Genomic DNA, 18,846 nt, shown 5'->3' on the forward strand with positions numbered 1-18,846 from the left:
CCGCGGGTCAGCCCGTGACAGGGTTGGCTTGATCCCGCCGTTCGACGGGCCCCGCACCCCCGTCGAGCCCCAACAGGCCCCGCACCTGCGCATATTTCTCAGTCAGCCGGGTACGCGTCGCCGGTTCCAGGACCGCGAGCCGGTCCGGGTCCGCGTTGTGCGCCAGATCCGACTCCTTGATCAGCAGCGCGCCGGGCGTGGCGAGAATCCGCCCGGTGTACGCGAAGAGGTCCTCGCCGTCCCGCTTGGTGACGGCGAGGACCATTTCCTTTACCCGCCGGGGCAGCGCGGCCTCCTCCAGCCACTGCCGCGACAGGGCGCCGTCCTCGACCGCGTCGTGCAGCCAGGCGGCGGCCATCTGCTCCTCGCCGCCGCCCCGGATCCGTACGCCCTCGGCAACCGCGGCCAGATGCTCGGCGTACGGGCGCCCCGCCTTGTCGGTCTGTTCGCGATGGGCCTCGCGGGCGATCGCCTCCACCTGGGACAAGGTCAGATACGGGTTCGGCATGGGCCGACTGTACGCCGGGGACCGTCGCACTTCGAAGGGTTCACGTGTGCGACCCGAATCGTTCGGTAAACTAATTACTGACGATTCCTTGACGCGCTCTTGACCTACAGAAGGAGACAGGCTCATCGGACACGCAGACACGCTCATCGCCATGGGGGGCGCGTTCCTCGCCGCGGCCGTCCTCGCCCGCGTCGGCGGCCGCATCGGACTGCCGACCATCCCCCTGTTCATCCTCGCCGGGATCCTTCTCGGCCCGTACACCCCCGGGGTCGTCCTCCTCGACGATCCGCATGACCTCGAGATGCTCTCCGCACTCGGTCTCGTACTGCTGCTCTTCTACCTCGGCCTCGAATTCCATCTGGACGACCTGAAGACGGGCGGGCGCAAGATGGCGCTCGCCGGCGGCACCTATCTCGCCCTGAACGTCGGCGCGGGTCTCGGCTTCGGCTTCGCGCTCGGCTGGGGCACCTCGGAAGCGCTGGTGCTCGCGGGGGTGCTCGGCATCTCGTCGTCGGCCATCGTCACGAAGGTCCTGGTCGACCTCGGCCGGATCGGCAACCCGGAGACACGGCCGATCCTCGGCATCATCGTCGTCGAGGACGTCTTCCTCGCCCTCTACCTGGCCGCGCTCCAGCCGATCCTGTCCGGGGCGGACAGCCTCGGGGCAGCGGTGCTCGACGGCGGCAAGGCCTTCGGCTTCCTGCTGCTGCTCGCCCTGGCTGCCCGGTTCGGCACGAAGCTCATCGGCAAGCTGATGAACACCAAGGACGACGAGCTGCTCGTCATCTCCTTCCTCGGCGTCGCCGTCTTCGTGGCCGGGGTCTCGGAGTGGTTCGGGGTCGCCGACGCGATCGGCGCGTTCATGGTCGGCCTGATGCTGGGAAGCACCACGTCCGGCCCCCGCATCCTGAAGCTGGTGCATCCCCTGCGGGACGCGTTCGGCGCGATCTTCTTCTTCGCCTTCGGACTGTCCATCGACCCCGGCGACCTGCCGAGCGTGCTGTGGCCGGTGCTGGCGGCCGTCGCGGTGACCGTCCTGATGAACGTGTTCGCCGGGATGGCCACGGCCAGGATCTACGCCTTCGGCCCGAAGGCCACGGCGAACGTCTCCACCACCCTGCTCGCGCGCGGCGAGTTCGCGCTGATCCTCGCCACGATGGCGGCGGGAGCGGGTCTGGACGAGCGGCTCTCGCCGTTCATCGCCGGGTACGTGCTCCTGCTCGCGGTCCTCTCACCGCTGGCGGCCGGCCGCTCGCACTGGCTCGCGCGGATCCTGCCGGGCGGGCGTACGCGGGACCCCGAGACGGAGAAAGAGGCGGTACCGGTCTGAGGCGCGGACGACCCGGGTGCGGGGGCGTCGTACCGCGCACCCGGGATGACGCGTCCGTGATGCCGCACCGGGTGTCGCACCCCGGATGCGGCGCCGGGGTGTCGCACCGTGGAGCCGTTTCCTCGTTCGGGTGGCGACCGGGTGCCCTGATTGACACTCGTACCCTTTCAGGTGATTTCGTACGGTTCAGGCGTGACGGGACAACAGCAGCAGTGCGCGGTCGTCGTTGACGTCCTTCGCGCAGGCCTCGATCAGATGCCAGGCCGCACCCTCGAAGCCCGTCGCGACGTAGCGGTCGGCCTCACCGGTCAGCCGGTCGATGCCCTCGGCCATGTCCCGGTCGGACGCCTCGACCAGACCGTCGGTGAAGAGCATCAGGACGTCCCCGGGCGCCAGCGAGCCCTTCACCGCATCGAACTCCGCTCCGTCGTACACCCCGAGCAGCGGGCCCTCGGCCGCCATCTCCTCCCACCGGCCGCTGCCCGCGTGCAACTGGAGTGCCGGAGGGTGGCCGGCCGAGAGGAGTTCGTAGTCGCCGGAGTCCAGGTCCAGGACGAGATGGATCGAGGTGGCGAAGCCCTCGTCCCAGTCCTGGCGCAGCAGATAGCCGTTGGCCGCGGGCAGGAAGCCGTGCGGCGGCAGGGAACCCAGGAGTCCGCCGAAGGCGCCGGACAGCAGCAGGGCACGGGAACCCGCGTCCATGCCCTTGCCGGAGACGTCGGTGAGTACGACTTCCAGGGTGCGTCCGCCGTTGGTGCGGGCGGCGACGACGAAGTCTCCGGAGAAGGACTGGCCGCCCGCCGGGCGCAGGGCCATCTCGCGGTGCCAGCCCTCGGGCAGCCGGGGCAGGGCGCTCTGGACCCGGATCCGCTCGCGCAGGTCGAAGAGCATCGTGCCGCCGCGTCGCCACGGCACCCCGACCCTGGCCCGGAACTGGGCGAGGACCAGTCCGAAGAAGCCGCAGGCCGCGACGACCAGGACGGTGCCCGGTGTGACCCGGGCAGGCCCGTCCGCATAGGGGCCGAGGGCGATCGACTCCACGATCAGGGCGGCGGCGGCGGTCGCGTACAGACTCAGCAGGCTGGCCGGCCTCAGCAGCAGACCGCCCGCGACGATCGGCAGCGCCAGGGCGGCCGGTGAGGACCAGACCGGGTTGATCAGTGTGGTGCAGGTGATGACCGGAATGACGATCAGCAGACCGGCCAGGGCTATCCAGTCGGAGCCGTCGCCGCGGAAGTAGTCGACGCCGGACCTGCGCAGCGCGATGCGCGCCCGGTGCGCCGATCTTCGCCACCGGGCGGTGTAGGTGTCTGCTCCTGCGCGTCGGGCCATTGTCGGGACCTTATCCACCCGACGGCCTCCGGTGCAGGGGGACCCGGTGACAATGTGTTCGAAAGTGGGTCGCCCGGGTGGCGGGGCCCTGATAAGCAGGGCTCATGAACACGGATCTGCGGGTGTTGTCCGCCCCGGAATGGGACTCCTGGCTCAGCTGTGTCGAGTTGGCGTTCGGAGGCGTGCCCATCTCCCCGGAGACCCGGGAGATGTACGCCGCGCTCTCCGAGCCGCGACGGGCGCTGGGGCACTGGGACGGTGCCGAATGCGTGGGGACGGCCGGGGCGCACAGCTTCCGGCTGACCGTCCCCGGCGGGGCCCCGGTGCCGGCAGCGGGGATCTCGATGGTGAGCGTCGCCTCGACGCACCGCAGGCAGGGGCTGCTGACGTCCATGATGCGGCGCCAACTGGACGACGTCCGCTCGTGGGGTGAACCGCTCGCGGTGCTGATGGCGTCGGAGCCCGGCATCTACGGCCGGTTCGGCTACGGCGCGGCATCGGCGGAGACGAAGCTGCGGATCGACACCTCCCAGGTGCGCCTCGCGCTGCCCCCCGGCACGGACGGGGTGCGGGTACGCCGGTCGTCCCCCGGGGAGGCGCTCGGTGCCTGCGAGGCCGTGTACGCACGTCTCGCCCCGCTCCGGCCCGGCACTCCGGTCCGGCAGCCGGGCTGGGAGCGGGTGCCGGTGAACGACCCGGAGAGCGCCCGGGACGGCGGCTCGCCGCTCCAGTGCGTCCTCGCCGAGCGGGACGGCGAGGTCACGGGGTACGTCACGTTCCACCTGCGGCCCGCCTGGGAGGGCGCCGTACCCAGGGGTACGGTCGCGGTGCGTGACCTGGCGGCGCTGGACCCCGCGTCGTACGCGGCGCTGTGGCGCTTCCTGTTCGGCATCGACCTGACCTCGGTGGTCGAGTGCGGCAACCGGCCGGTGGACGACGCGGTGCTCCGGCTGGTCTCGGACGTCCGGCGCTGCGAGGTGCGGGTGCGGGACGGGCTGTACGTGCGGCTGGTCGAGCTGGGCGCGGCGCTGGGCGCCCGTGCCTACCGGGCCCCGGTCGACGTGGTGATGGAGGTGGAGGACACCTTCTGCCCGTGGAACGCCGGGCGTTGGCGGCTGACCGCCGACGCGAAGGGCGCGGCCATCTGTCGGCGGACGGATGACGAACCCGAACTGGCCCTTTCCGTGAACGAGTTGGGCGCCGCCTATCTGGGCGGGGTGTCGCTGACGACGCTGGCGGCGGCCGGGATGGTGCGCGAGCTGCGTGAGGGCGCGCTGGCCGGGGCCTCGCTGGCGTTCTCCTCGGACACACAGCCGTGGTGCCCGCACGGTTTCTGATCCGGGCGTTCCCCGGCCTGCCTAACGACCCGCCGTGGACGGCTGGCAGGACGGGCACCAGAAGAGGTTGCGGGCCGCCAGGTCCGCCGTGCGGACCTCGGTGCCGCAGATGTGGCAGCCCTGCCTGGCCCGGCGGTAGACGTACACCTCGCCGCCGTGGTCGTCGACCCGCGGAGGGCGGCCCATGGCCTCCGGCAGGTGCTCGGGGCGGACGGTGTCGATGCGGTTGTTCCGGACGCCCTCACGCATCAGCTCGGCGAGGTCGGCCCAGAGCGCGTCCCACTCACCCCGTGCGAGGTCCCTGCCCGGGCGGTACGGGTCGATGCCGTGCCGGAAGAGGACCTCCGCGCGGTAGACGTTGCCGACGCCCGCGACGACCTTCTGGTCCATCAGCAGGGCGGCTACCGTGACGCGGCTGCGGGAGATCCGCTGCCAGGCCCGCTCGCCGTCCTCGCCGGCGCGCAGCGGGTCCGGGCCCAGCCTGTCGTGTATCGCGCGCTTCTCGGGGCCCGTGATCAGGGCGCAGGTGGTGGGGCCGCGCAGGTCCGCGTGATGGGCGTCATTGAGGAGGCGCAGCCGGACCGTGTCGGTGGGCGGCGGCGCCGGGGCCGTACCGAAGCCGAGCTTGCCGAAGAGGCCGAGGTGGATGTGGACCCAGACCGATCCCTCGAAGCCCAGGAAGAGGTGTTTCCCGTGGGCGTCGACCCCGGTGAAGAGGCGGCCGTCCAGCAGTGCCGCGCTGTCGGAGAACTTGCCCTGGGGACTGCTCACCCGCACAGGGCGTCCGGTGAACCGCTCGTGGTGGTCGGCGGCGAGGCGGTGGATCGTATGCCCCTCGGGCACGGCGTGTCTCCTGGTAACGCGCTTGTGCCGCCGGGTGTGGCCCGGCGGCACAAGGGAGGCGGGTGCGGGCGGTTCAGCCCTGCTGCGGGTGGTGGGCCGGGACCGGGGGGAGCTCGCCGGTGTTCTCGTAGGCCGAGAGCATCTCGATGCGGCGGGTGTGGCGCTCCTCACCCGAGTACGGGGTGGCCAGGAAGATCTCGACGAACTTCGTGGACTCCTCCACCGTGTGCATCCGGCCGCCGATGGCGACCACGTTGGCGTCGTTGTGCTCACGGCCGAGCGCGGCGGTCTGCTCGCTCCAGGCGAGCGCGGCACGGACGCCCTTGACCTTGTTCGCGGCGATCTGCTCGCCGTTGCCGGAGCCGCCGATGACGATGCCGAGGGCCTCCTTGTCGGCGGCTGTCCGCTCGGCGGCGCGGAGGCAGAACGGCGGGTAGTCGTCCTGGGCGTCGTAGATGTGGGGACCGCAGTCGACGGCCTCGTGGCCGTGGGCCGTGAGCCACTCGACGAGGTGGTTCTTCAGTTCGAAGCCGGCATGGTCGGAGCCGAGGTACACGCGCATGGTGCGAAGTGTGGCACGGACGGGGCGGGGTAACCGTCAGCGGGGTCGGGACCCACCGGGCTCTGCCGAGCTCCGGTTCAGGTCCGGCGTCTGTGTGCAAAGCCACTCGGGCAACGATCGGGTCAAGGAACCGGATGAAGGGGTTCCGTTTTCTGTGCCGATCGGGCTTGAATGCGTGGCCTTGCCTTCGCACCACCCCCGCCGAGGCAACACCGACACGCGTGATCAGAAAACGTGAGGATTCGATCCATGACGTCGCAGACGACTCTGGCCGGACCGGGCCGACAGCCCGGCGAGCCGGGTAAGCCGGACTCCCCGGACGGGCTCCAGGCCGGTCTCAAGAACCGTCATCTCTCGATGATCGCCATCGGTGGCGTGATCGGGGCGGGCCTCTTCGTCGGCTCCGGCGCCGGCATCGCCGCTGCGGGACCGGCCATTCTCCTGTCGTACGCGCTGGTCGGCCTGATGGTCGTCTTCGTCATGCGGATGCTCGGCGAGATGGCCGTAGCCCGGCCGAGCTCCGGTTCCTTCTCCGCCTACGCCGACCAGGCCCTGGGCCGCTGGGCCGGCTTCTCCATCGGCTGGCTGTACTGGTTCTTCTGGGTCGTGGTGCTCGCCGTCGAGGCCACGGCGGGTGCCAAGATCCTGGAGGGCTGGGTCCCCGGCGTACCGCAGTGGGCGTGGGCCCTGATCGTCATGGTGGTCCTCACGGCGACCAACCTGGTCTCCGTCGGTTCCTACGGCGAGTTCGAGTTCTGGTTCGCCGGGATCAAGGTCGTGGCGATCGGCGCTTTCGTCGTCGTCGGGCTGCTCGCCGTGTTCGGCATCCTGCCGGGTTCGGACAACGCGGGGTCGGGCCTCGCCCACCTCACGGACACCGGCGGGTTCTTCCCCGAAGGGCCGGGGGCCATCCTCACGGGTGTGCTGATGGTCGTCTTCTCCTTCATGGGCAGCGAGATCGTGACCCTGGCGGCCGGTGAGTCCGAGGACCCGCAGCGTGCCGTCTCCAAGGCCACCAACAGCGTGATCTGGCGTATCGCCATCTTCTACCTGGGCTCGATCTTCGTCGTCCTGACCCTGCTGCCGTGGAACGACCCGTCGATCGTCAAGGACGGCTCGTACGTCGCCGCGCTGAACGTCATCGGTATCCCGCACGCCGGCCAGGTCATGGACGTCATCGTGCTGACGGCCGTGCTGTCCTGCCTCAACTCCGGCCTCTACACGGCCTCGCGCATGGCCTTCTCGCTGGGACAGCGCGGTGACGCCCCCAAGGTGTTCACCAAGGTGAACAAGCGCGGCGTGCCGCAGGTGGCGATCCTCTCGTCCGTCGTGTTCGGCTTCGTCGCCGTGTTCTTCAACTACCAGTGGCCCGACACGGTGTTCGCGTTCCTGCTGAACTCCTCCGGCGCGGTCGCCCTGTTCGTCTGGCTGGTGATCTGCTTCACCCAGCTCAGGATGCGCGGCATCATCCTGCGCGAGTCGCCCGAGAAGCTCGTCGTACGGATGTGGCTCTTCCCGTACCTGACGTGGGCGACGATCGCGATGATCTCCTTCGTCCTCGTCTACATGCTGACCGACGACGCCGGGCGCGAGCAGGTGCTGCTCTCGCTGCTGGTGGCCGCCCTGGTCGTGGGGATCTCTCTGGTGCGCGACGCCCGCAGCCGGAAGGCGGAGGCGGCGGCGCCCGCCGAGTGACCGCTGCGCGTGCCTGACGGCCGATGTCAGGTCCACCAGGAAGGCTCTCCCCCCGCCCGCGACCGCGGGTGGGGGGAGAGCCTTCCTGCATGACCGGGCCACCACGGGGCCCACCGAACGCGAGAGGCCCGCCGGTCCGGTGTTCGTCACACCATCCGGCGAGCCTCTTCGGTGGTACCTGCGGCGTCAGCCGCGACGCCCGACGAGCTTCCAGGAGGCGGGCAGCGCGCCCATGGCCAGCGCGGCCTTGAGGGCGTCGCCGATCAGGAACGGCACCAGGCCGGCCGCGACGGCGGCGCTCATCGACATGCCGGTGGAGAGCGCCAGGTACGGCACGCCGACCGCGTAGATGATGAGGGAGCCGACCGCCATCGTGCCCGCGGTGCGCAGGACGGAGCGGTCGCCGCCCCGGCGGGCCAGGCCGCCGACGACGGTGGCGGCGAGCAGCATGCCGAGGACGTAGCCGAACGACGCACCGCCCGGGCCGGAGGTGCCCCCGGAGAACCAGGGCATGCCGGCCATGCCGACGAGCGCGTACAGGGCGAGGGAGAGGAAGCCGCGGCGGGCGCCGAGCGCGGTGCCGATGAGCAGCGCGGCGAAGGTCTGGCCGGTCACGGGGACCGGGGAGCCGGGGACGGGCACGGCGATCTGGGCCGCGATGCCGGTGAGCGCGGCGCCACCGACGACCAGCGCCGTGTCCACGGCGTAGCGGTGCCGGGCTGCGGGCAGCAGGTCGGCGAGGACCGCTCCGGAACGGACGGGGGCGGCAGCAGTGCTCATCGGGACTCCGCGGGTGAGGTAGGCAGGGACGGACTGAGGCTGACGTTAGCCGACGGAATATCGCCCGATCACCATCAGCCGCCCACAAAGCGCTGGTTGAGGGGTTAGTCGGGTTCACACAAAGAGCATTGCGCAATCACTCACCGACGTGATGCTGGTCACTGAGGCCGGGGTGCACCCGGCCCTCCATTCGGAGAGGGGCGTCGCACCGTGAGACTGTAGGTTCCCCATAAATGATCCGAGAGTGACCGCAGCTCATGCACGACGTGCCCCCCACGCACTCACCCGTTCCGTCCGAGCCCCTGGCCCACGGTCTGAAGCAGCGCCATCTGACGATGCTCGGCCTCGGCGGGGTGATCGGTGCCGGTCTCTTCGTCGGGTCGGGCGCCGGCATCGCGGTCGCCGGGCCCGCCGTCGTCGTCTCGTATCTGATCGCGGGCACGCTCGCGATGCTCGTGATGCGGATGCTCGGCGAGATGTCGGCGGCCATGCCCGCGTCCGGGTCCTTCTCCGTCCACGCGGAGCGCGCGCTGGGCCGCTGGGCCGGCTTCAGCGTGGGCTGGCTCTACTGGTTCCTGCTGGTCGTGGTGCTCGCCGTGGAGGCTACGGCCGCCGCGCAGATCGCCCACGCCTGGGTGCCCGCGGTGGACCAGTGGCTCTGGGTGCTGCTGTTCATGGTGGTGTTCACCGTGACCAACCTGACGGCCGTGAAGAACTTCGGCGAGTTCGAGTTCTGGTTCGCCGCGCTGAAGGTGGCCGCGATCGTGGTCTTCCTGGCACTGGGTCTGCTGGCCGTGTTCGGCATCCTCCCCGACACCGGTCCGGTGGGGCTGACGAACCTCGTCGGGCAGGGCGGTTTCCTGCCGCACGGCTGGGACGGCGTGGTCTCCGGAGTCCTCACCGTGGTGTTCGCCTTCGGCGGGCTCGAGGTCGTGACGATCGCGGCGGCCGAGACCGACGATCCGGCCCGTGCCGTGGGGCGTGCGGTGCGCAGCGCGGTGGTGCGCATCCTCTTCTTCTACGTCGGCTCGATGCTGGTGATCGTGACCGTGCTGCCGTGGACCGCGCAGCAGGCCGGCCTCAGCCCGTACGTGAAGGTGCTGGACTCGATCGGGGTGCCGTCGGCCGGGCAGATCATGAACATCGTGGTGTTCGTGGCGCTGCTGTCGGCGCTCAACGCCAACCTGTACGGCTCCTCCCGGATGGTCTTCTCGCTGGCCGAACGCGGCGAGGCGCCGCGGGGGCTGCTCAAGGTGTCGGGCGCACAGGGCGGCGGGGGCGGGGTGCCCCGCCGGGCGGTGCTGGCCTCGGTCGCCTTCGGCTTCGTCTCGGTACTGCTCAATCTCCGCTGGCCCGACACCGTGTTCCTCTACATGCTCAACTCGGTCGGCGCGGTCCTGCTGTTCGTCTGGGGCCTGATCGCCGCCTCGCAGCTGCGGCTGCGACGCCGGCTGGAGCGGGAGGCTCCGGGCGCGCTGGGCCTGCGGATGTGGTGCTTCCCCTATCTGACCTGGGCGACCCTGGCCGGTCTGCTGGCCGTCCTGCTCCTCATGCTCACCGATGACGCGGCACGTCCGCAGGTGCTGTGGTCGGCGGGCGCCACCGGACTCGTGCTCCTCGTCGCGGTCGTACGGGAGCTGCGCGCGCGGCCGTAGGCGGGTGAGCACCTTGTGTGAGCCTGGTGACCGTATAGCGGACAGCTGTTCCCCGTGGGCGGGGCCCGTAGCCAGACTGTGGGCCGTCCCCCCGCCCGACCAGTGAACAGAGCCTGTCCATGTCCCGGACCTCCGCGCCGCCCCCCACGGACGCCGCCGCCCCCGCCGCCGACTCCGCGCTCACCCACGGACTCAAGCAGCGCCACCTCTCGATGATCGCCCTGGGAGGTGTGATCGGGGCCGGGCTGTTCGTGGGCTCCGGTGCGGGCATCGCCGCGGCCGGTCCCTCGATCGTCGTCGCGTACGGCATCTCCGGACTGCTGGTCATGTTCGTGATGCGGATGCTCGGCGAGATGTCGGCGGCCAATCCCGCGTCCGGCTCCTTCTCCGTCCACGCGGAACGTGCGATCGGGCCGTGGGCCGGCTTCACCGCCGGGTGGTCGTTCTGGGTGCTGCTCTGTGTCGCCGTCGGGCTGGAGGGCATCGGCGCCGCGCAGATCGTCACGGGCTGGCTGCCCGGTACGCCGGAGTGGGCCTGGGTGGCCCTGTTCATGGTGATCTTCCTCGGCACGAATCTCGCCGCCGTGAAGAACTTCGGCGAGTTCGAGTTCTGGTTCGCCGCGCTCAAAGTCATCGCGATCACGCTCTTCCTGGTGCTGGGCCTCCTCGCGATCCTCGGCGTGCTGCCCGGCACCGACTCCCCCGGTACCTCGAACCTCACCGGGGACGGCGGCTTCATGCCGAACGGCTCCGAAGGTCTGATCGTCGGCCTGCTCGCGTCCGTCTTCGCGTACGGCGGTCTGGAGACCGTCACCATCGCGGCGGCCGAGTCCGAGAACCCCGTGCAGGGCGTCGCCAAGGCGGTGCGTACGGCGATGTGGCGCATCGCCGTCTTCTACATCGGCTCGATGGCGGTCATCGTGACCCTTGTGCCGTGGGACGACCCCCAGGTCGCCGAGGTGGGACCGTTCTACGCGATGCTCGACCACCTCGGCATCAGCGGTGCGGCGGAGATCATGAACGTGGTCATCCTGGTCGCCCTGCTCTCCGCGATGAACGCCAACATCTACGGCTCCTCACGGATGGCCTTCTCCCTCGTCGCCCGCGGCCAGGGCCCGAAGGTGCTCGGCAGGATCTCCTCGGGCGTCCCGCGCAACGCGGTGCTCGCCTCGTCGGTCTTCGGCTTCCTGTGCGTGCTGCTCAGCTACTGGCGCCCCGACGACGTCTTCCCGTGGCTCCTCAACATGATCGGCGCGGTGATCCTGGTCGTCTGGATCTTCATCGCCGTCTCCCAGCTGATCCTGCGCAGGCGGACGGAGCGGGAGGCCCCGGAGCGGCTCGTCGTACGGATGTGGCTCTTCCCGGTCCTGACGATCGTGGCGCTGGCGGCCATGGTCGGCATCTTCGTCCTGATGCTGCGGCAGCCCGACACGCGGGACCAGCTGCTGGCGACCGGGGTGCTGACCACGCTGCTGATCGTGATCGGCCTGGTGCGGCAGAAGCGGGCGGAGCGCGGCACGCCGGCCGAAAACTGAGTGCATGAGGCACGGTCCTCTGCGAGGGTGCCCCCATGAATCCCCTCCCCGCAGATCCGGCCGTGCTGCACCCGATGCCCGGACAGCCGCGGGTGGTACAGCTCCAGCCGCTCGTCACGTCCCCGCTCATCGAGGTCGGCGCGTACTCGTACTACGACGACCCCGATGACGCGACGGCGTTCGAGACCCGCAACGTGCTGTACCACTACGGCCCCGAGAAGCTCGTCATCGGCCGTTTCTGCGCGCTGGGCACCGGGGTGCGGTTCATCATGAACGGCGCCAACCACCGCATGGACGGCCCCTCCACGTTTCCCTTCCCCACCATGGGCGGCTCCTGGGCCGACCACTTCGACCTGCTGACCGGGCTGCCCGGCCGGGGCGACACCGTGGTCGGCCACGACGTGTGGTTCGGCTACCGGGTGACGGTGATGCCGGGCGTGCGGATCGGGAACGGCGCGATCATCGCCGCCGGTTCCGTCGTCACGTCCGACGTGCCGGACTACGGCATCGTCGGCGGCAACCCCGCGAAGCTGCTCCGCACCCGCTACGACGACGCGGACATCGCCCGGCTCCTGGCCGTCGCCTGGTGGGACTGGCCGGCCGAGCACATCACCGAGCACGTCCGCACCCTCATGTCCGGCTCGGTCGACGACCTGGAGGCGGCCGCGCCTCAGCCGGGCTGAGCGCCGAACTCGATTCTGAGCAGCGGAAGTTCGCGCCCGGGGATGGAGCCCGACGGGGTGGCGCCGATCCGGACCGCGCCCATCGCCGTGTAGAACGGCTCGGCGTTCGGGTCGGCGTCGATCGTGAGCGCCGCGAAGCCGAGGCGGCGGGCCTGTCCCACGGCGTGCTCGAACAGGAGCCGCCCCACGCCCCTGCCGATGGCGTCCGGCTCGACGAACATCATGCCGAGTGCGCCCTCGGGCGGCTCCCCGGACAGGGCGGCGAAGCCCAGGAGACCGCCGTCCTCCTCCGCGACCACCGTGCGCCCGTCCTCCATGTCGCCCGCCCGGACCGTCAGTTCGTCACGGCAGGCGGCCAGGAACGCGGCGTCGTAACCCCAGTGGGCCTTGGACCGCAGGGCCAGCGCGGTCAGCGCGGCGGCCTCGTGGGGCCGCCCCGGTCGTAGCTTCACATGTCCCTCCTCCGTCGCCTGCCGAGAACCGTACCCATGGCCGTACGGGAGGTGCCAAGGTTGCCTCGGACCCTGACGTGAACCCGTGGGGCTTCGGTGGTTGCCCCGCGCCTACCGAGGAGACCGCATGTCCTTCCCACGCCCGCGACGCCGCTCGATCCTGCTGGCCGCGGCGGCCGTCTCCGCCGCCTCGGCGGTACCGGCCGTCGCCTCCGAACCGTACGGCGGCGCGAGGGGGCCGGTCGTCATCGGCCACCGGGGCGCCGCCGGGTGGCGGCCCGAACACACCGCCTCCGCCTACACCTTCGCGGTGCGCGCGGGGGCCGACTGGATCGAGCCCGACCTGGTCCCGACGAAGGACCACGTCCTGGTGGTGCGCCACGAGAACGAGATCTCCGGCACCACGGATGTGGCCGGACACCCGGAGTTCGCCGGCCGTCGCACGACGAAGACGGTGGACGGCCGTGCCGTCACCGGCTGGTTCACCGAGGACTTCACCCTCGCCGAGCTGAAGACCCTGCGCGCGGTGGAGCGGCTCCCCCTGGTCCGCAACCGCAACACGGTCTTCGACGGCCGCGAGCAGATCATGACCTTCCAGGAGGTGATCGACCTGGCCCGCTCTCTCTCGAAGGAGCACGGCCGCAGGATCACGGTCTTCCCGGAGACGAAGCACCCGGCATACTTCCGCTCCGCCGGCCTGCCCCTGGAGCCGGAACTCATCAGGCTCGTCCGCCGCAACCGGCTGACCGCACGCGACTGCGTCGTCCAGTCCTTCGATCCGTCCAGCCTCCGTGAGGTGTCGGCGGCGCGCCTCGGCCTCCCGCTGTGGCAGGCGCTGGGGACGAGCGGCGGTCCGTACGGCCACCCGGTGACGTACAAGGAGATGATGACGCCTGCGGGGCTGCGCGAGATCGCCTCGTACGCCGGGTGGATAGGCCCGGACAAATCGTCACTCATGCCTCCGCTGACCCTGCTGGACGACGCGCACGCGGCCGGGCTGAAGGTCGGTGCGTACACCTTCCGCGCCGAGAACCAGTTCCTCCCGGCCGAGTACCGCAAGGGCACCGCGCCGAACGACTTCGGTGACGCGTTCGCCGAATACGCCTTCCACTTCGGCCGGGGCGTGGACGCCGTCGTGACGGACTTCCCCGACCTGGCCGCGATCGCACGCGACAGCCACCGGTCGTAGGACCAACGACTGATCACCTCCGGCCCCTCCTCCTGCTAGCCTGCAATTGCGCATTGCTTGCAATAACAACCAGGTAGCAGTTGGAGGGTTCGATCCCATGGCCACGTACACGCTTCCGGAACTCCCGTACGACTACGCGGCGCTCGAACCGGTCATCAGCCCGCAGATCGTCGAGCTCCACCACGACAAGCACCACGCGGCGTACGTCAAGGGCGCGAACGACACCCTGGAGCAGCTGGAAGAGGCCCGCGACAAAGGGGCCTGGGGCGCGGTCAACGGCCTCCAGAAGAACCTCGCCTTTCATCTTTCCGGCCACATCCTGCACTCGGTCTACTGGCACAACATGACCGGCGACGGCGGCGGCGAGCCTCTCGCCGCGGACGGTGTGGGCGAGCTGGCGGACGCGATCGCGGAGTCCTTCGGTTCGTACGCCGGCTTCAAGTCCCAGCTGACGAAGGCCGCGGCGACCACGCAGGGTTCCGGCTGGGGCGTCCTCGCCTACGAACCGGTCAGCGGCAGGCTGATCGTCGAGCAGGTCTACGACCACCAGGGCAACGTCGGGCAGGGCTCGGTCCCGGTCCTGGTCTTCGACGCCTGGGAGCACGCTTTCTACCTGCAGTACAAGAACCAGAAGGTGGACTTCATCGAGGCGATGTGGCGCGTCGTCAACTGGCAGGACGTGGCGAAGCGCTACGCCGCCGCCAAGGAGCGCGCGGACGTGCTGCTGCTCGCGCCCTGACGGGAGCCCCGGGCGTCCTGCCTCGTGATCGTCTTCTCAGCCTTCACCGGGCAGGCGGATGAACGGAGAGCCCCCGCGAGGACATGACTCGCGGGGGCTCTCCCATGGGCGGACGCGCCCGCCGCCGGGACCGCTGCAGGTGGCCGCCCATGCCCCGGGGCCCGCCGGGGGCGGGATATCGCCGCGGTGGCCCATGTCCTGCGTTCCCGTCGCCGCCGGTGCGAGACTTGCGGGGTGACGGACATCGAACGGCAGACGGAACGTCGCTTGGAGCGAGCCATTGTCGAGCTGCTGGAGCAGCGTGGGCCGACCGCGACGATCTGCCCCTCCGATGCCGCGCGGGCGGTCTACGAAGGGGACGACGACGGCTGGCGGGCGCTCATGGAACCCGCCCGCAGCGCGGCCCGGCGGCTGGTCACGGCCGGCGAGGTGGAGATCACCCAGGGCGGCCACGTCGTCGAACCCGCCGAGGCCCGCGGTCCGATCCGCATCCGCCGGGCCGGCTGACACGCCCGCCGGCGCACCCGGTGCGGAGCTGGTTCCCGAAAGCCCGCACCAGCCGGGCCGGTCAGTCGAAGACCGGGCCCTGCGTGCGGGTCCGCTTGATCTCGTAGAAGCCGGGGACCGAGGCGACCAGCAGCGTGCCGTCCCAGAGCTTCGCGGCCTCCTCGCCCTTGGGGGCGGGGGTGACCACCGGGCCGAAGAAGGCGATCTGGCCACCGTCGGCGCCGGGCACGGCGATGACCGGGGTGCCGACGTCCTGGCCGACCTTGTCGATGCCCTCCTGGTGGGAGGCGCGCAGCTCCTTGTCGTAGGCGTCGGAGTCGGCGTACTCCAGCAGGTCGGCCGGCAGGCCGACGTCCGCCAGCGCGCCTGCGATCGCCTCGCGGGTCGGGCCCTCTCCCTTGTTGTGGAAGCGGGTCCCCATGGCCGTGTACAGCGGGCCGACGATCTCGTCCCCGTGCTTCTCCCGGGCGGCGACGACGACACGCACCGGCGCCCACGCCTGGGTGCGCATCATGTCCTGGTACTCCTCGGGCAGCTCGTCGAGCCGGGGCTCGTTGAGGACTGCCAGGCTCATCACGTGCCAGCGGACCTCCACGTCGCGGACCTTCTCCACCTCCAGCATCCAGCGGGAGGTCATCCAGGCCCAGGGACAGAGCGGGTCGAACCAGAAGTCGGCCGGGATCTTGACGCCGGCCGTGCTGTTCTCGGGCATGTCTCTCCTCATGAGGTCGGTCTCTGCTCCTGGGCGTCAGAACACCGTGGGGCGCGCCCGCCATTCCCGTGTGTGGGCGCCGACGGCCGCATGCGAGTATCAAAGTTGTTCGAATGAGACACGAAGGAGTGTTCCGTGCCTGGTGAAAACCTGTCCCGCGACGAGGCCCGCCAGAGGGCCGAGCTGCTGACCGTCGACGGTTACGAGGTCGCCCTCGACCTGCGTTCCGCGGTCGGTGAGCCCGACGGGGGCGACGAGGCCGGTCCGCGCACCTTCCGCTCGCAGACCACGATCCGCTTCCGCGCGGCCCGGGCCGGGGCCTCGTCCTTCGCCGATCTGGTGGCCCCGTCCGTGAGCGCCGTGACGCTGAACGGCAAGGACCTGGACCCCGCGGTCGTCTTCGACGGTACACGGATCGCGCTGGACGACCTCGCCGGCGGCGACAACGTCCTCGTGGTCGACGCACAGTGCGCCTACAGCCGGACCGGCGAGGGCATGCACCGTTTCGTCGACCCGGAGGACGGCGAGGTCTACCTCTACACGCAGTACGAACCGGCCGACGCCCGGCGCGTCTACGCCAACTTCGAGCAGCCCGACCTGAAGGCGCCCTACCGCTTCGAGGTGACGGCGCCGGACGGATGGCGGGTCTGGAGCAACGGCGCGGAGGAGTCCCAGGAGGGCGAGGTCCACCGGTTCGCGGAGACCCTGCCGATCTCCACGTACATCACGGTGGTCGTCGCGGGCCCGTACCACTACGTGAGCGACCGCTACACCCGTACGTTCGACGACGGCACGAAGCTGGAGATCCCGCTCGGCGCGATGTGCCGCAAGGGGCTCGCGCGCCACTTCGACGCGGACGACGTCTTCCTGATCACCAAGCAGGGCCTGGACTTCTTCCACGACAACTTCGACTACCCGTACCCCTTCGGGAAGTACGACCAGGCGTTCGTGCCCGAGTACAACCTCGGCGCGATGGAGAACCCGGGGCTCGTCACCTTCCGCGAGGAGTACATCTACCGCGGCAAGGTCACCTCGGCCTCCTACGAGCGCCGCGCCAACGTCATCCTGCACGAGATGGCACACATGTGGTTCGGCGACCTGGTCACCATGCAGTGGTGGGACGACCTGTGGCTGAAGGAGTCCTTCGCCGACTTCATGGGGACGTTCTCGATGGTGGAGGCGACCCGCTTCACCAACGGCTGGATCACCTTCGCCAACAACCGCAAGGCATGGGCCTACCGCGCCGACCAGCTGCCGTCCACCCACCCGATCACGGCCGACATCCGTGACCTGGAGGACGCCAAGCTGAACTTCGACGGCATCACGTACGCCAAGGGCGCCTCGGTGCTCAAGCAGCTCGTGGCGTACGTGGGACGGGACGCGTTCCTGGAGGGCGCGCGCCGCTACTTCAAGCAGCACGCCTACGGCAACACGCAGCTGGGAGACCTTCTCTCGGTGCTGGCCGAGACGTCCGGGCGCGACATGACGGCCTGGTCGCGCGCATGGCTGCAGACGGCGGGGGTCAACGTCCTGACCCCGGTCGTGATGTACGACGGGGAGGGCCGGATCGCGGAGCTCGCCGTGACCCAGGAGGCCGCCGCCTCCCACCCGGAGCTGCGGCCGCACAGGGTCGCGGTGGGCCTGTACCGGCTCGCCCCGGAGGGCGGGCTGGTGCGGTACGCCCGCGCCGAGACGGATGTCGCGGGCGCGCGGACCGTGGTCGCGGAGCTGGCCGGGGCCGAGAAGCCCGATCTGGTCCTGGTCAACGACGACGACCTCACCTACTGCAAGGTCCGCTTCGACGAGGTGTCCCTGGCCACCCTTCGCGAGCACCTCGGTGACATCACCGACCCGCTGGCGCGGGCGTTGTGCTGGTCCGCGCTGTGGAACCTGACGCGGGACGCAGCTCTGCCGGCGCGGGACTTCGTGTCCCTGGTGCTGTCGTTCGCCGGCGGGGAGTCGGACATCGGCGTCCTGCAGATGCTGCACGCCTGGGCCCGGTCGGCGCTGACGCACTACGCCGCGCCCGCCTGGCGGGAGGAGGGCGGCCGGGCGCTGGCCGAGGGCGCGCTGGCGGAGCTGCGACGCGCCGAGCCGGGCAGCCAGCACCAGCTGACGTGGGCCCGGTTCTTCGCCGCGGTCGCCGCGTCGGACGCGGACTTCCAGCTGCTGGGCGGACTGCTCGACGGTTCGGCCGTGATCGACGGGCTGGACGTCGACCAGGAGCTGCGATGGGCGTTCCTCTCCCCGCTGGTCGCGCACGGCAAGGCCGGTGAGGCGGCCGTGGACGACGAACTCGCCAGGGACGACACGGCGTCCGGCAAGCGGCACCACGTGCGGTGCCTGGCCGCACGCCCCTCGGCGGCGGTCAAGGCACAGGCGTGGGCGACGGTCGTGGAGTCGGACAAGCTGTCCAACGCGCTCGTCGAGGCGACGATCGACGGCTTCGGGCAGCCCTCGCAGCGGGAGCTGCTCGCCCCGTACACGGCCTCGTACTTCGAGGCGATCGAGCGGGTGTGGGCCGAGCGTTCCATCCAGATCGGCATGGACGTGGTCAAGGGGCTGTTCCCCGAGCTGCAGGACGACCCCGCGACCCTGAGCGCGACGGACGCGTGGCTGACCTCGCACCCGGACGCGGCACCGGCGCTCCGGCGGCTGGTCCTGGAGGCGCGGGACGATCTGGCGCGGGCACTGCGGGGTCAGGCCCGCGACGCGGGAGCCTGATCACCCGGCGCGCGCCCCGCACGCAGGTGCGGGGCGCGCGCCGCGCATGCCCCGGAACGTCCCCTCCCCCGCGCTCCGTTCACCCCCTGCCTCCGGCCATGTACGCGGTGGTCCTGCCCCGGTAGGTGGCGTAATGGCACCGGTGGCGGATCTACGCCATGTCCCGTTCTCGTCCTCGTCAGCTCTCCACAAACCCCTGTCTTCTAAGCAAGGCTGAGCGGTCATCGGGTACCGAATTCCGGACTCTCTCTTTCTTTCACATT

Annotated in this window: 17 protein-coding genes; 10 read left to right on the forward strand and 7 right to left on the reverse strand. The window is 70.6% G+C overall.

What is annotated here, in order from left to right; genetic code table 11:
* Positions 1–7: 7 nt before the first annotated feature.
* Positions 8–508, reverse strand: coding sequence for an HD domain-containing protein (locus tag BFF76_RS03835; protein ID WP_053928598.1), 501 nt, complete (start codon positions 506–508; stop codon positions 8–10).
* A gap of 151 nt (positions 509–659) precedes the next feature.
* Between BFF76_RS03835 and BFF76_RS03840 the strand changes: the two genes are divergently transcribed.
* The gene (locus BFF76_RS03840) at positions 660–1,838 is read left to right on the forward strand and encodes a cation:proton antiporter (protein ID WP_053928599.1); all 1,179 of its coding nucleotides are present in this window, start codon (positions 660–662) and stop codon (positions 1,836–1,838) included.
* Between the two features lie 186 nt (positions 1,839–2,024).
* Here BFF76_RS03840 and BFF76_RS03845 read toward each other — a convergent pair whose 3' ends face one another.
* Complete coding sequence (locus tag BFF76_RS03845) at positions 2,025–3,170, reverse strand: PP2C family protein-serine/threonine phosphatase (RefSeq protein WP_031091979.1); 1,146 nt, start codon at positions 3,168–3,170, stop codon at positions 2,025–2,027.
* Positions 3,171–3,274: 104 nt separating this feature from the next.
* Between BFF76_RS03845 and BFF76_RS03850 the strand changes: the two genes are divergently transcribed.
* Complete coding sequence (locus BFF76_RS03850; protein ID WP_065847165.1) at positions 3,275–4,507, forward strand: GNAT family N-acetyltransferase; 1,233 nt, start codon at positions 3,275–3,277, stop codon at positions 4,505–4,507.
* Between the two features lie 21 nt (positions 4,508–4,528).
* On the opposite strand, the gene BFF76_RS03855 is transcribed toward BFF76_RS03850, so the two are convergent.
* A complete protein-coding gene (locus BFF76_RS03855; RefSeq protein WP_031091983.1) occupies positions 4,529–5,350 on the reverse strand; it encodes an Fpg/Nei family DNA glycosylase in 822 nt (273 codons plus the stop codon).
* 73 nt (positions 5,351–5,423) lie between these two features.
* Positions 5,424–5,912, reverse strand: coding sequence for a ribose-5-phosphate isomerase (locus tag BFF76_RS03860; RefSeq protein ID WP_031091986.1), 489 nt, complete (start codon positions 5,910–5,912; stop codon positions 5,424–5,426).
* A 249-nt stretch (positions 5,913–6,161) separates the two neighbouring features.
* Between BFF76_RS03860 and BFF76_RS03865 the strand changes: the two genes are divergently transcribed.
* On the forward strand, positions 6,162–7,607 hold the full coding sequence (locus BFF76_RS03865) for an amino acid permease (protein WP_031091988.1): 1,446 nt from the start codon (positions 6,162–6,164) through the stop codon (positions 7,605–7,607).
* 186 nt (positions 7,608–7,793) lie between these two features.
* On the opposite strand, the gene BFF76_RS03870 is transcribed toward BFF76_RS03865, so the two are convergent.
* Positions 7,794–8,387, reverse strand: a complete 594-nt coding sequence (locus tag BFF76_RS03870; protein WP_053928601.1) for a biotin transporter BioY — start codon at positions 8,385–8,387, stop codon at positions 7,794–7,796.
* Positions 8,388–8,644: 257 nt separating this feature from the next.
* Here BFF76_RS03870 and BFF76_RS03875 point away from each other — a divergent pair, with 257 nt between their 5' ends.
* The 3 genes from BFF76_RS03875 to BFF76_RS03885 all read left to right on the forward strand — a co-directional run bounded on the left by BFF76_RS03875 (position 8,645) and on the right by BFF76_RS03885 (position 12,260).
* A complete protein-coding gene (locus tag BFF76_RS03875; RefSeq protein WP_065847167.1) occupies positions 8,645–10,042 on the forward strand; it encodes an amino acid permease in 1,398 nt (465 codons plus the stop codon).
* A gap of 119 nt (positions 10,043–10,161) precedes the next feature.
* Entirely contained in the window at positions 10,162–11,577 is a 1,416-nt protein-coding gene (locus tag BFF76_RS03880; protein WP_031091993.1) for an amino acid permease, read from the forward strand.
* Positions 11,578–11,612: 35 nt separating this feature from the next.
* On the forward strand, positions 11,613–12,260 hold the full coding sequence (locus BFF76_RS03885; RefSeq protein ID WP_031091996.1) for a CatB-related O-acetyltransferase: 648 nt from the start codon (positions 11,613–11,615) through the stop codon (positions 12,258–12,260).
* Here the strand turns inward: BFF76_RS03885 and BFF76_RS03890 are convergent.
* Complete coding sequence (locus BFF76_RS03890) at positions 12,248–12,712, reverse strand: GNAT family N-acetyltransferase (protein ID WP_031091999.1); 465 nt, start codon at positions 12,710–12,712, stop codon at positions 12,248–12,250. The two genes, BFF76_RS03885 and BFF76_RS03890, sit on opposite strands and share 13 nt — an antisense overlap.
* A gap of 127 nt (positions 12,713–12,839) precedes the next feature.
* Here BFF76_RS03890 and BFF76_RS03895 point away from each other — a divergent pair, with 127 nt between their 5' ends.
* The 3 genes from BFF76_RS03895 (at position 12,840) to BFF76_RS03905 (ending at position 15,147) form a co-directional block, all read left to right on the forward strand.
* Positions 12,840–13,901, forward strand: coding sequence for a glycerophosphodiester phosphodiesterase family protein (locus BFF76_RS03895; RefSeq protein WP_053928603.1), 1,062 nt, complete (start codon positions 12,840–12,842; stop codon positions 13,899–13,901).
* Positions 13,902–13,998: 97 nt separating this feature from the next.
* The gene (locus BFF76_RS03900) at positions 13,999–14,640 is read left to right on the forward strand and encodes a superoxide dismutase (RefSeq protein WP_053928604.1); all 642 of its coding nucleotides are present in this window, start codon (positions 13,999–14,001) and stop codon (positions 14,638–14,640) included.
* A gap of 234 nt (positions 14,641–14,874) precedes the next feature.
* Positions 14,875–15,147: a DUF3253 domain-containing protein gene (locus BFF76_RS03905; RefSeq protein ID WP_031092003.1), complete on the forward strand. Its 273-nt coding sequence runs from the start codon at positions 14,875–14,877 to the stop codon at positions 15,145–15,147.
* A gap of 61 nt (positions 15,148–15,208) precedes the next feature.
* On the opposite strand, the gene BFF76_RS03910 is transcribed toward BFF76_RS03905, so the two are convergent.
* Positions 15,209–15,859, reverse strand: a complete 651-nt coding sequence (locus tag BFF76_RS03910; protein ID WP_031092005.1) for a mycothiol-dependent nitroreductase Rv2466c family protein — start codon at positions 15,857–15,859, stop codon at positions 15,209–15,211.
* 135 nt (positions 15,860–15,994) lie between these two features.
* Here BFF76_RS03910 and pepN point away from each other — a divergent pair, with 135 nt between their 5' ends.
* Entirely contained in the window at positions 15,995–18,583 is a 2,589-nt protein-coding gene (gene pepN / locus BFF76_RS03915) for an aminopeptidase N (RefSeq protein WP_053928605.1), read from the forward strand.
* The last annotated feature ends 263 nt before the right edge of the window (positions 18,584–18,846 follow it).

Source organism: Streptomyces mutomycini (assembly GCF_001700505.1).
GTDB lineage: Bacteria > Actinomycetota > Actinomycetes > Streptomycetales > Streptomycetaceae > Streptomyces > Streptomyces mutomycini.